We start from the raw sequence: 13,343 nt of genomic DNA on the forward strand, positions 1-13,343 counted from the left end.
TTATCTTAATTTTAGAGTTACAATTGCAAACACAGCAAGTAAAATTCCTACAATCCAAAAACGAACAACAATCTTACTTTCGTGATAACTTAATTTTTGATAATGGTGATGCAAAGGCGACATTTTAAATATTCTTCTTCCTTCTCCAAATTTCTTTTTTGTGTACTTAAACCAAGAAACCTGCATTATTACAGATAAATTTTCTACAACAAATATTCCTGCTAAAATTGGAAGCAATAATTCTTTTCGAATGGCAATTGCAATAACTGCTATAATACCTCCAATAGTTAAACTACCTGTATCTCCCATAAACACTTGTGCTGGATATGTATTGTACCAAAGAAATCCTATTAAAGCTCCTGCAAACGCCAGAATAAAAACAGTCATTTCACCAGAATTTGGTATATACATTACATCTAAATAATCAGCAAAAATGATATTACCAGAAACCCAAGCAAACACCGCTAACGTAACTACTATAATTGCAGAAGAACCTGCAGCTAAACCATCTATACCATCAGTTAAATTTGCTCCATTAGAAATACCTGTAACAATAAATACAGTTATTAGTATAAAAACAATCCAGCCATATTTTTCATAACCATCTCCTAAAAAACTTAACGTTTTAGAGTAATCTAATTCATTGTCTTTAAAAAACGGCACAGTTGTTTTTGTTGATTTATGTGCTTCTCCAAAAACAATTTTTCTTCCTTCTTTATTAACTATTTGCTGATCTTTTGGCAACTGTTCTTTTATTGTAACACCATCATTAAAATAAAGCATAGAACCTACAATTACACCTAAACCAACCTGACCTAAGACCTTAAATTTACCTTTTAAACCTCCTTTGTCTTTTTTGAAAACTTTAATATAATCGTCTATAAAACCAATTAAGCCCATCCATACTGTGGTAATTATTAAAAGTATAATGTAAATGTTATCTAATTTGGCCAGCAATAAAGCTGGAATTAATGTTGCTAAAATGATAATAACACCTCCCATTGTTGGTGTTCCAGATTTTTGTTTTTGTCCTTCTAAACCAAGATCTCTAACTGTTTCACCAACTTGTTGTTTTCTTAAAAAGTTAATAATTCTCTTACCATAAATAGAAGAAATTAATAACGACAAAATAAATGCTGCAGCTGCTCTAAAAGTTATAAACTGAAAAACACTTGCTCCAGGAAAGCTAAATTGACTCTCTAAATATTCGAATAAATAATATAGCATTCTTAATTATTTTTTAATTGATTAAAACAATTTCTTACTTCTTCTAAATCATCAAAATGAGTTCTTACTCCATTTATTTCTTGATAATTTTCATGTCCTTTACCAGCAATTAATATGATATCTCCACTTTCTGAAAACTTACACGCTGTTTTTATTGCTTGTTTTCTATCTAAAATTGATAACGTTTTTTTATAATTTTCTGGAGACACCCCTACTTCCATTTCGTCTAAAATTGCTTGTGGGTTTTCTGATCTAGGATTATCTGAAGTAAAAATTGCTTGATTGCTTAATTGCGAAGCAATATGAGCCATTTTTGGTCTTTTTGTTTTATCTCTATCTCCTCCACAACCAACTACAGTGTATAAGTTTTCATTTCCTGTTCTTATATCATTTATGGTTTCAAGCACATTTTTTAACGCATCTGGTGTATGTGCATAATCTACAATTGCAGTTACGTTGTCATCAGAAATAACATACTCAAAACGTCCACTAACATTTTCTAACTGACTAATAATTGTTAGTATTTCTAATTTTTCTAACCCCAATAATTCTGCAACTGCATAAATGGCTAATAAATTAGAAGCGTTAAATTCTCCAATTAATTTTGTCCAAACTTCTGTGTCATTTATTTTAAGCAATGTTCCAGAAAACTGTTTTTCTAAAATTTTAGCTTTATAATCTGCCAAGGTTTTAACTGCATAAGTTTGCTTATTAGCTATACAGTTTTGCAACATAAAGTTGCCATTTTTATCATCTAAATTTGTTAATGCAAAAGCAGATTTTGATAATGAATCAAAAAAAGATTTTTTTACATTTCTATATTCAGCAAAGGTTTCATGATAATCTAAATGATCATGAGATAAGTTGGTGAAAATTCCACCTTCAAAAGTTAATCCTTCTGTTCTTTTTTGATGAATTCCATGAGAGCTCACTTCCATAAAACAATAATCAACACCAGCATCTAACATTTTATCTAAATAACTATTTATAGCCACAGAATCTGGTGTAGTATGTGTTGATTTATATTCAGTTTCATCTACCAAAACCTTTACTGTAGACAATAAACCAACTTTAAAACCAGCTTTTTTAAATAATTGATACAGTAATGATGCTATTGTTGTTTTTCCATTTGTGCCTGTTACTCCTATTAATGATAATTTTTCTGAAGGATTATCATAAAAATTAGAAGCCATTATTGCCAAAGCAATGTTTGCATCTGCAACTTCAACATAAACAACTCCCTCTTTCTTCTCTATAGGAAAATCTTCACAAATTATTACTGAAGCACCTAAATTTATTGCTTTATCTATATATAAATGACCATCCACTGTTACACCTTTTTGTGCAACAAAAACATCATTTTTTTCAATTTTTCTTGAATCAAAAACAATGTTTTGAACCTCAACATTTGTATTTCCAAATACTTGATTAATTGAAACCTTATATAATATGTCTTTTAAATTTTTCAGCTTAAGAAAGTTTTAAAAAAATTGTTTTACCTTTTATTAATTTCTCACCTTTTTTAAGTGATTGTGATTTCACTTTTCCAACACCAGAAAACTTCACTTTTAACCCAATATTTTCTAACAAAGCCAAAGCATCCATACCAGACATTCCTCTAACATCTGGAACTCTCTGATGTTCTTTATTTAATTTTTTATCAAAATTTTCAAATTGATTTTTAATTGCTAAAAACTCAACTTTATCTTCTACAGACTGATTATCTACTGGAGTTGTTGTATAAATTTTTTGAGCTATTTCTTTAAACACAGGAGCAGCTACAGTTGCACCATAATATCCTTTTTCTTTTTTAGGATCATGAACAACTACTATACAAGAATACTTAGGTTTATCAGCAGGAAAAAAACCAGCAAAAGATGCTACATAATGTTTTGTAGAATAATAACCACCTTCCCATTTTCCGTTTTTATTTTTTGTTCTTGGTATGTATTTTTTTGCAGTTCCAGTTTTACCTGCCATAGAAAAATTAGAAGAGTAAATATTATCTGCAGTTCCTTTTATAACCACATTTTCCATTACTTTTCTAAGTTTACTTAAAGTTTCTTTTGAAGCTATTTTAGAGTTTAAAACTTGTGTTTCAAATATTTTCTCAGTTTTATCTTGTCTTCGCAATTCTTTAATAAATCTTGGTTTTACCATAACACCATTATTTGCAACAGCGTTATAAAACATTAAAGTTTGCATTGGTGTTACTGAAACTCCATACCCCCAAGACATCCATTCTAATGAAATCTTATTCCAAGATTTTTCTTTTGGATTTGGAACATAAGGTTTTCCTTCTCCTTTAATTTGAAAACCTACAGGTTTTGTAAAGCCATAATCTTCTAATTTAGAAATGAATTTTTCTGGTTTATCATCATAATGCTTTTTAATTAGCTTTACAATTCCAACATTAGATGAAACTTCAAAAACTCTTCCTGCAGAAATTTTACCATAACCACCCCTTCTTGAATCTTCTACTTTTCTATTATGTATAAATATTTTTCCTTTTTCTGTATCAACAACTGTTGAAGTATCTATTACTTTATCATCTAAAGCAATCATTAAACTTGCTAATTTAAAAGTTGACCCAGGCTCATGACTTTCCCAAACTGCATAATTTCTTTTTTCATAATAAGCACCACTTGAAGTTCTACCTAAATTAGAAATAGCCTTAATTTCTCCTGTTGCAGTTTCCATTACTACTGCACAACCATGATCAGCCTCAAAATACTCTAACTTATCTAACAAAGCATGATGTGTAATATCTTGAATATTTACATCTATTGTAGTAATAATATCATGACCATCAATTGGCTCTTTTTCATTTACATCATTAATTGGCTTCCATTGATTTTTAGCAATTTTTTGCTTCCATCTCAACCCATTTTCACCTTCCATAAAATCTGAAAAAGCCCCCTCAATTCCTGCTCCACCTCTATAATCATCATAACCAATTGTTCTTGCTGCTATTTTTCCTATTGGATGCGCTCTAACAGTCTTATGCTCTGCAATAAACCCTCCTTTATAAACTCCTTTATTAAAAATTGGGAATTGCTTCATTTTTAGATAATCTGTATAACCTATATTTCTGGCAATTAACAAATACCTATGCTTTCTCTTTTTAGCGTTTCTTAACTTTTCTTGATAATATTTCTGAGACTTGCCCAACATTTTAGAAAGCTCACTAGACAAACCAGTAATATTTTTCTCAAAAAGATTGTTGTTTACAGCCACCAAATCCATCCTTATTGTAAACTTTGACATTGATGTTGCTAACAAATTACCATCAGAAGCATAAACATTACCCTTATTAGCATAAATGGTATCTTGTCTAATTGTTAATTCTGTAGAAAGTTTTTTGTATTTATCTCCTTCTGAATATTGAATAGTAAAAACCCTAAATACAATTACTAGCAAAAACAGCGTCATAAAAGCAGCTACCAAGTAGAATTTTGTAAGTATGCTTTTTTTGTGAGTTGCCAATATTATTTATCTTTAATTGTTACTTTTATTTTTTTTGGTGGAGATTGCAAAGGCTTCAATCCTCTTTTTTTTGCTTTTTCCCTGATATTAGATTCCATTTTCATTCTCATTAGAATCGTCCCAGTATCTACATATTCAGCTCTTAATTCTCTCTTTTTTTTATTTAATTCAGAAATTCGTATTACTTTTTTATCTGCATTATGAGCACTTGTTATCATAATTAAAAGCAATCCAACAACAAAAAATATGATTCGCCAATTCTTAAAAGCAGACTCATCTGTTAGAAAGCTTCCTCTAAGAAATCCATAAACCCCTTTCTTAACTTTAGACATTCTATTTCTTTAATGTTGCTATTCTTAATTTAGCGCTGCGAGCCCTATTGTTGAGCTTAATTTCCTGTGGGGTAGGCACTATTAACTTTCCAACTTTTTGTAACGGTTCATCACTATTTCCAAAAACATCTTTTTCAGGCTCGCCACTAAATAATCCTGTCCTTATAAATCTTTTTACTAACCTATCTTCTAAAGAATGATAAGAAATTACACTTAACCTCCCATCTTCATTTAACAAATTAGGCATTTGCTCTAAAAACTCTTTTAACACATCCAACTCCTCATTTACTTCAATTCTAATTGCTTGAAATATTTGAGCTATAATTTTATGCTCCTTTGCTTTAGGCAAATATCTTTGTAAAGCTTTTCTTAACTGAAAGCTTGTATCTATCTTTTCTTCTTCTCTTTTTTCTACAATTGTTTTTGCAATATTTCTTGAATTTCTCAACTCACCATACAAAAACAGAATCTCAGCTAATTTTTCTTCAGAATAATTATTGATAATTTCTTTTGCAGATGTTTTAGATTTTTGATTCATTCTCATATCTAAATCACCATCAAAACGAGTTGAAAAACCTCTTTCAGCTTCATCAAACTGATGAGAAGAAACCCCTAAATCCGCCAAAACCCCATCTACTTTTCTAACTCCATGAAACCTTAAAAACCTAGATATATATCTAAAATTTTCTGGAATTAAAACAAAACGCTTATCATCAATTACATTTTCTTGTGCATCAGGATCTTGATCAAAACCAAACAATCTTCCATTTTCACCAAGTCTATTCAAAATCTCTTTTGAATGACCTCCACCTCCAAAAGTAACATCAACATAAACCCCATCTTTTTTAATAGCGAGTCCATCTATACTTTCATGCAATAAAACTGGATTATGATAATTCATCTACACTTGTATTTCCCATTACTTCTTCAGCCAAATCAGCAAAATCATCTGACGCATCATCAATTGCTTTTTCATACTTTTCTTTATCCCAAATCTCAATAATATTTACTGAGGATGACATTACCACTTGCTTTTTAATCCCTGCAAATTCAAATAAATCTTTTGGAATTAAAATCCTACCAGAAGCATCTAACTCCACCATTTTAACACCAGCAGTAAACCTTCTAATAAAATCGTTATTCTTTTTATTAAACCTATTTAGCTTGTTAATTTTCTCCATCATTAAATTCCACTCCTTCATTGGATACAACTCTAAACAAGGCTGAAAAACAGCTCTTTTAACCACAAAACCTTCTTGTAACACAGAAGACAATTGCTTTTTGAAAGCTGATGAAAACATCATCCTCCCTTTAGCATCTGCCTTACATTCATATGTACCTATTAGGTTAATCACTCAAAAAAACGTTTAATTGAAATCAAAAATATATAAATTTTACCACTTTTTACCACTTTTTACCACTTTGTTAATAAATAACGCTTTTATTAACAATTCATTGCACACTCTTATTGCTAATTATTAAAACTAAGGGAAGTCTAAAAACATTATTTAATTCATAAAAAAGAATTACATTTGCTATTAAGCGAATTGAAAATAAATGACTAACGAGTTAATTACTGAAGGAAAATTTAAATATGCAGAAGCTGGTGAAGGACCTGCTATTATTATTTTACATGGTTTAATGGGAGCTCTAAGTAATTTTGGCTCTACTTATGATCATTTTTCTAAAAACGGGTATAAGGTTTTAATTCCTGAATTACCTTTATACTCTCTTCCTCTTATAAAAACTAATGTTAAAAACTTAGCTAAGTTTTTAAAAGAATTTATGGAGTTTAAAGAAATTGAAAGCGCCATTTTATTAGGAAACTCTTTAGGAGGACATATAGCACTATATTTTACAAAACATTACCCTGAAAAAGTAAGTGGACTTGTACTTACAGGAAGTTCTGGCCTTTATGAAAACTCAATGGGAGATAGTTACCCAAAAAGAGGAGACAGAGGTTATGTAACCAAAAAAGCACAAGATGTTTTTTATGATCCTGCAATTGCCACAGAAGAGTTAATTGATGATGTTTATGTAGTTATTAATGATAGAAACTCTCTTATTAGAACATTAGCAATTGCTAAAAGTGCAATTAGACATAACATGGCAAAAGATTTGCCTGAAATGAAACAGCAAACCTGTTTAATTTGGGGAAAACAAGACAAAGTTACACCACCAGAAGCAGCTAATGATTTTCATAAATTATTACCTAACTCAGAGTTGTTTTGGATAGACAAATGTGGTCATGCTGCTATGATGGAAAGACCAGAAGAATTCAATGAAATTCTTCAAAATTGGTTGATTTCTAAAAACTTAGCATAACTATGAAAATAAAATCAGCTGAGTTTGTAATGAGTAACAGCAATGTTACAAAAGCTCCAAAAGACAGGATTCCTGAATACGCTTTTATTGGTAGATCTAATGTGGGTAAATCTTCATTAATAAATATGTTGATGGAGCGTAAAGATTTAGCTAAAATTTCTGGAAAACCAGGAAAAACACAACTAATTAATCATTTTAAAATTAATGACGAGTGGTTTTTAGTTGATTTACCTGGATATGGATATGCTCAAGTATCTAAAAAGAAGCGAACGATTTTTCAGTATTTTATTGAAAATTATTTTAAAGAAAGAGAGCAACTAGTTTGTACTTTTGTTTTAATAGATTCTAGACACGATCCTCAAAAAATTGATTTAGAATTTATGAAGTTTTTAGGTGAAAATCAAATTCCTTTTTGTATAGTTTTTACAAAAGCTGATAAATTAGGAAGCTCTAAACTAAATAAACAAATTACTTCTTACAAAAAGAAACTTCTTAACACTTGGGAATCTTTACCAATGTCTTTTATTACTTCATCTTCTAGTGGATTAGGTCGTAAAGATTTTTTAAACTTTATTGACAATATCAACGAAGATGTTGCCAAAGATTTTAAATAATCAGCATGCATTCTACTAAAGAAAATTTACAAGTTCTCTTTGAAGACAATCATATTGTTATTATAAATAAACGTGCAGGAGACATTACACAAGGTGACAAAACTGGAGACAAACCTTTAAGCGATGTTGTAAAAGAATATATAAAAGATAAATACAACAAACCAGGAAATGTCTATTTAGGAGTTGTTCATAGATTAGATAGACCCACTTCTGGAATTATAATTTTTGCAAGAACCTCTAAAGCTTTAGAACGTCTTAACAAAATGCTGAGAGATAAAACAATTAATAAAACTTATTGGGCAGTTGTTAAAAATCATCCAAAGAAAGAAAAAGACACCTTAATAAATTTCTTAAAGAAGAATCCTAAAAACAATAAATCTACTGCTTTCAGCAAAGAAATTGAAGGAAGTAAAAAAGCCATCCTACATTATTCTGTTATAAAAAAACTAGATAATTATTCTTTATTAGAAATTGATTTAGAAACTGGAAGACATCACCAAATTAGATCACAATTATCTAATATAGGAAGTCCTATAAAAGGTGATTTAAAATATGGCTTTAACAGAAGCAACAAAGACGGAAGCATACATTTACATGCTCGTAAAATAGAATTTACACATCCTGTTTCTAAAGAATCAATTAAAGTTTTTGCTCCAACACCAAATGAAGTAATTTGGAATGCTTGTAATTAATTACCCTTTGTAGGTTTAAAAATTAAAATGTTTTCGCTTTTTTCAATTTCTGATTGATTAATTTTCATTTTTACAAACTCCCCATTTAAGTACTTTTTAGCTTGATCTTTATAATGCTTACTAAAAACTCTACCAGATTGACCTGTTGGTATAATTGCTAAACTATTATCTACATCAGAAAAATCGACAATTCTTCTTGTAGAAGGACCTGCTTTTACCTTATAATATCCTGTAGAATCTATATTATAAATTTGATTATTTATAACCTGATCTCCTCCCGTTGTAACAAATGGACCTACATTAAAATATTTTCTTAAAGCTGGAACCTCACCTACTGCATGCTTATATTCTACAGAAATTACTCTATCCCAAGTCCAATTATCAACATTTTCTCCCAATTGATTTTCTAAAAAACTAAATGCTTTCTTAAACGAACTAGTTACTATTTCTTGCTTTGTTTCAATCTTATCTTTAGTAGTAACATTATCCCACCAAATAGATTGATTTCTTTTAGCTTGAACTGGTAAAACTTTTTCTACAAAAGGTGTGTTTACAAATTGATTATAGCCCTTACCCAATTCATCAGCAAAAGTATTTTTTTGAAATTCATATACTAGCCTATTATAAATTACAGGTCCAACTTCATGCTTTTCAAAATTACCTTTCCAATCACCAAGAATACTTATGGCCTTTTTTTTACTGACAGAAAACTCAGAAACATTTATTGATTTAATTAAATTTGCTGCAACAATAGGTGCATTTGGTGAGGTAACATCATTAATCATTTTTGCAACATCATTTTTAGTCCAATCATTTTTTGGTTCTAAAAAACTTACAATTCTTTTTGCTCTATCTTCATTTAAATAATACCCAGGATATAACATTCCAACAATAGAATCTGGTTGATTGTTTGCAGAATAAACATAATTTACAGCAGGATTAATAGATTGAGGATTGTCTTTAAAATCTAAATACTCTAAAATCTCATCTTCACCAGAAGCTCCATTTAAATAGGTTTTTGTGTATAAGGAATCTCTGTATTTATACAACTTACCAGATGCAAACCATGCAATATTGTTTTTTGCATCTCCATACATCATATTTAAACCAGGAGCATGCAACTTACTTGCTCCGTTTTTAAAATCAGACAAATTTTTGGCATGAGAAATTTCATATGCAACATCTAATATCTTGTTTTCTAATTTTGTATAAATCCATTGCATTGCAATAGGCCTTTCATCATCTAAATGATCAATTATATCATTCATAATTGGGCCATGTCTACCTACTTTTATTGTATAAACAACATCTTGCTCATCTTTTACTTTAATCCTCTTTTTTACTAAATCATAATCAACAAAACCAACTTCTGTTTTGTATTGATTAGCATTTTCTGGATTTTCTTCCTCTATATAAAAATCTACATCATCATTTTCAAACATTGTTAAACCGTAAGCATAATCTTTATTATGACCTAACAAAGGAAAAGGAACCAAAGCTAAATGAAAACCATACAATTCGTAATTTGGAGTTTTAATATGAGCCTGATACCAGACTGAAGGTTGTGCAAATGAAATATGAGGATCATTTGCAAAAATCACTTTTCCGTTTTTAGTTTTATCTGCTCCTATTACCCAAGAGTTACTACCAATAAATGGCGAAATTGGTAAACCTTCAAATAAACGATGCATTTCTCTAGCTAAATCACCTTTAATTTCTTCGTTTATTTCATTTTTAATTAATGTTAAATTCTTGTTTTCAACACCAATTAATTCATTAAAATAAGCTTTTCCTAACTTTTCTTTTACTTCTGTTAATATCGGATCTGTTTTATGAGCAATTGCAAAACTAAAGGCCATATAACCAAAAACATTGTACATGTCTTTAATTGTAAAATTTTCTTTTTCAACACCAACTAAAGTATACTCAATTGGGGTTTTACCTTCTGCTATATATTGATTTATACCATTTAAATATGCAACAACCATTTTATAATTTTCAGAATTTTTTTCTAAGTTCAAAATAGTTTTTGTTGATGCTTCTTCAATACCTAACCCAGAAAAAAACTTATCTGTTCTTATTAATTTCTTTCCAAAAATTTCAGACAATCTTCCTGCTGCAAGTCTTCTTATTAATTCCATTTGCCACAACCTGTCTTGAGCATGTAAATACCCCAGAGCAACATAGGCATCTTTCTGATTTTCTGCATTGATATGAGGCACTCCAATATCATCAAAATAAACAGTAACTTCTTTAGAAATATTTTTTAATTCTAGTTCTCCTGAATAGTTTGGTTTGTATGTTTTAGAGTACAACCAAACAGAAACAAACACTAAAACAACAAGAAATAATAGAATTCTTAACGAACGCTTTAAAAACTTCATAAAAATTGATTTTTTTCAAAGATAACAGAAATATTATTTACGTATAACTACAAAGAAAATGAAAGGAAGTTTGTATTTTTGATGAGCAAAATTTTTTATATGAAAAAAATTCAAATGGTTGACCTCCAAGGTCAATATCAACAAATAAAAGAAACCGTAAACACCTCAATTGAGCAGGTTTTAAATTCATCTGCATATATAAATGGCCCTTTGGTTCATGAGTTTCAAGCAGACTTAGAAAAATACTTAAACGTTAAACATGTAATACCTTGTGCAAACGGAACTGATGCCTTGCAAATTGCAATGATGGGTTTAGGTTTAGAACAAGGAGATGAAGTTATTACTGCCGATTTTACTTTTGCTGCAACTGTAGAAGTTATAGGTTTACTTAAACTTACACCTGTTTTAGTCGATGTTGATGCAAAAACTTTTAACATTGACATTGATGCATTAAAAAAAGCAATTACACCTAAAACAAAAGCAATTGTTCCTGTTCACCTATTTGGTCAATTAGCAAATATGGATGCAGTAATGGAAATTGCAAAAGAACATAATCTTTTTGTAATTGAAGATAATGCCCAAGCAATTGGTGCAGATTACACTTTTAAAGACGGAACAAAAAAGAAAGCAGGAACTATTGGAAATGTAGGAACAACTTCTTTTTTCCCTTCTAAAAATTTAGGATGTTATGGTGATGGTGGAGCAATCTTTACCAATGATGATGAATTAGCACATACAATTCGTGGAATTGTAAATCACGGAATGTACACTCGCTATTACCATGATGTAGTAGGTGTAAATTCTAGGTTAGACTCTATACAAGCAGGGGTTTTAAAAGCAAAACTCCCTTTATTAGATTCTTATTGTGAAGCTAGAAGAAATGCAGCTCGTTTTTACAATAAAACATTATCTGTATCAGAAAATATTATTACACCAACTACAAATGCTTGTAATGAAATTTGTGATACTTGTAACTGCCATGTATTTCATCAATACACATTACAAATTACAAATGGTAAAAGAGATGCTTTACATAAACATTTGTTAGAAAAAGGAATTCCGAATGCAATTTATTACCCAGTTGCACTACATTCTCAAAAAGCATATGCAGATTCTCGTTATAAAGAAAGTGATTTCCCTGTTACTAACGAGTTAATAAAAACAGTAATTTCTTTACCAATGCATACTGAATTAGACCAAGAGCAATTAACATTTATAACACAAACGATTTTAAATTTCGTTAATTAATAAAATAACATGAAAAGAATATTAGTAACTGGTGGATTAGGTTTTATAGGTTCTCACACTGTAGTAGAATTACAAAACGAAGGATTTGAAGTAGTAATTATTGATGACTTATCTAACACTTCTATTGGTGTATTAGATAAAATTGCTGAAATAACTGGTACTAAACCAGACTTTCATCAAATAGACTTAAGAGTTAAAAATGATGTAAAAAACTTCTTTGATAACAATAAAGTTGATGGAATCATTCATTTTGCAGCCTTTAAAGCTGTAGGGGAAAGCATGCACAAACCATTAGATTACTATGAAAACAATCTTGGGTCTTTAGTATACTTATTGCAAGAAATGAGAGATAGAAAATTAGATAATTTCATTTTCTCTTCTTCATGTACAGTTTATGGTCAAGCAGATGAGTTACCAATTACAGAAAAAGCTCCTGTAAAAACTGCTGAATCTGTTTACGGAAACACAAAACAAATTGGTGAAGAAATTTTAAAAGATGCTAGTAAAGCACATGATTTAAATATTATTGCTTTAAGATACTTTAATCCAATTGGAGCCCATTCTTCTATAAAAATTGGTGAATTACCTTTAGGAGTTCCACAAAATTTAATTCCTTTTGTAACTCAAACTGCAGCAGGAATGCGTGATGAATTATCTGTTTTTGGTGATGATTATGAAACAGAAGATGGTACAGCTGTAAGAGATTATATTCATGTGGTAGATTTAGCAAAAGCACATATTGCAGCTCTACAGAGATTAATCAATAAAAACAACAAAGAAAACTATGAGTATTTTAATGTTGGTACAGGAAAAGGTAGCTCTGTATTAGAAATTATCAACGCTTTTGAAAAAGTAAATAATTTAAAATTAAATTATAAAATTGTTGGAAGACGAGAAGGAGATATTACAGCAGCTTTTGCAGATACAACTATAGCGAATAAAGAACTAGGCTGGGAAACAGAAAAAAGTTTAGAAGAAGCTTTAGAGTCTGCTTGGAAATGGCAGCAAGCTCAAAACTAAATAACAAAAAAAACT

12 protein-coding genes are annotated in these 13,343 nt (G+C 29.7%); 5 read left to right on the top strand and 7 right to left on the bottom strand.

What is annotated here, in order from left to right; translation table 11 throughout:
- Genes mraY through mraZ form a run of 6 tightly spaced genes read right to left on the bottom strand, consistent with a single transcriptional unit; the run spans nucleotide 1 to nucleotide 6,400 of the window.
- Nucleotides 1–1,227, bottom strand: a complete 1,227-nt coding sequence (gene mraY, locus MPF13_RS07805) for a phospho-N-acetylmuramoyl-pentapeptide-transferase (protein WP_249981816.1) — start codon at nucleotides 1,225–1,227, stop codon at nucleotides 1–3.
- A gap of 2 nt (nucleotides 1,228–1,229) precedes the next feature.
- Nucleotides 1,230–2,696, bottom strand: coding sequence for a UDP-N-acetylmuramoyl-L-alanyl-D-glutamate--2,6-diaminopimelate ligase (locus MPF13_RS07810; protein WP_249982323.1), 1,467 nt, complete (start codon nucleotides 2,694–2,696; stop codon nucleotides 1,230–1,232).
- 1 nt (nucleotide 2,697) lies between these two features.
- Entirely contained in the window at nucleotides 2,698–4,659 is a 1,962-nt protein-coding gene (locus tag MPF13_RS07815; RefSeq protein ID WP_249982324.1) for a PASTA domain-containing penicillin-binding protein, read from the bottom strand.
- Nucleotides 4,660–4,715: 56 nt separating this feature from the next.
- On the bottom strand, nucleotides 4,716–5,045 hold the full coding sequence (locus MPF13_RS07820; RefSeq protein ID WP_249981818.1) for an FtsL-like putative cell division protein: 330 nt from the start codon (nucleotides 5,043–5,045) through the stop codon (nucleotides 4,716–4,718).
- Between the two features lies 1 nt (nucleotide 5,046).
- Complete coding sequence (gene rsmH, locus MPF13_RS07825; protein WP_249981819.1) at nucleotides 5,047–5,946, bottom strand: 16S rRNA (cytosine(1402)-N(4))-methyltransferase RsmH; 900 nt, start codon at nucleotides 5,944–5,946, stop codon at nucleotides 5,047–5,049.
- Nucleotides 5,933–6,400, bottom strand: coding sequence for a division/cell wall cluster transcriptional repressor MraZ (mraZ, locus tag MPF13_RS07830; RefSeq protein ID WP_249981820.1), 468 nt, complete (start codon nucleotides 6,398–6,400; stop codon nucleotides 5,933–5,935). Before mraZ ends, rsmH begins: the two co-directional genes overlap by 14 nt.
- A gap of 202 nt (nucleotides 6,401–6,602) precedes the next feature.
- Between mraZ and MPF13_RS07835 the strand changes: the two genes are divergently transcribed.
- From MPF13_RS07835 to MPF13_RS07845, 3 genes are read left to right on the top strand one after another with little or no spacing between them, the layout of a single operon-like run.
- Nucleotides 6,603–7,370, top strand: coding sequence for an alpha/beta fold hydrolase (locus MPF13_RS07835; RefSeq protein WP_249981821.1), 768 nt, complete (start codon nucleotides 6,603–6,605; stop codon nucleotides 7,368–7,370).
- A 2-nt stretch (nucleotides 7,371–7,372) separates the two neighbouring features.
- On the top strand, nucleotides 7,373–7,984 hold the full coding sequence (yihA, locus tag MPF13_RS07840; RefSeq protein WP_249981822.1) for a ribosome biogenesis GTP-binding protein YihA/YsxC: 612 nt from the start codon (nucleotides 7,373–7,375) through the stop codon (nucleotides 7,982–7,984).
- Nucleotides 7,985–7,989: 5 nt separating this feature from the next.
- Nucleotides 7,990–8,676: an RluA family pseudouridine synthase gene (locus MPF13_RS07845; RefSeq protein ID WP_249981824.1), complete on the top strand. Its 687-nt coding sequence runs from the start codon at nucleotides 7,990–7,992 to the stop codon at nucleotides 8,674–8,676.
- Here MPF13_RS07845 and MPF13_RS07850 read toward each other — a convergent pair.
- Entirely contained in the window at nucleotides 8,673–11,060 is a 2,388-nt protein-coding gene (locus MPF13_RS07850) for a penicillin acylase family protein (RefSeq protein ID WP_249981826.1), read from the bottom strand. The genes MPF13_RS07845 and MPF13_RS07850 overlap by 4 nt on opposite strands.
- A 99-nt stretch (nucleotides 11,061–11,159) precedes the next feature.
- On the opposite strand from MPF13_RS07850, the gene MPF13_RS07855 reads away from it, so the two are divergent.
- Together MPF13_RS07855 and galE are read left to right on the top strand one after the other, a co-directional pair.
- Nucleotides 11,160–12,308 (top strand): DegT/DnrJ/EryC1/StrS family aminotransferase, encoded by a 1,149-nt coding sequence (locus tag MPF13_RS07855; RefSeq protein ID WP_249981828.1) that lies wholly within the window; start codon nucleotides 11,160–11,162, stop codon nucleotides 12,306–12,308.
- A 9-nt stretch (nucleotides 12,309–12,317) separates the two neighbouring features.
- Nucleotides 12,318–13,328, top strand: a complete 1,011-nt coding sequence (gene galE / locus MPF13_RS07860; RefSeq protein WP_249981830.1) for a UDP-glucose 4-epimerase GalE — start codon at nucleotides 12,318–12,320, stop codon at nucleotides 13,326–13,328.
- Nucleotides 13,329–13,343 lie beyond the last annotated feature (15 nt).

The sequence above is a fragment of the Polaribacter sp. Z022 genome, assembly GCF_023555495.1.
GTDB lineage: Bacteria > Bacteroidota > Bacteroidia > Flavobacteriales > Flavobacteriaceae > Polaribacter.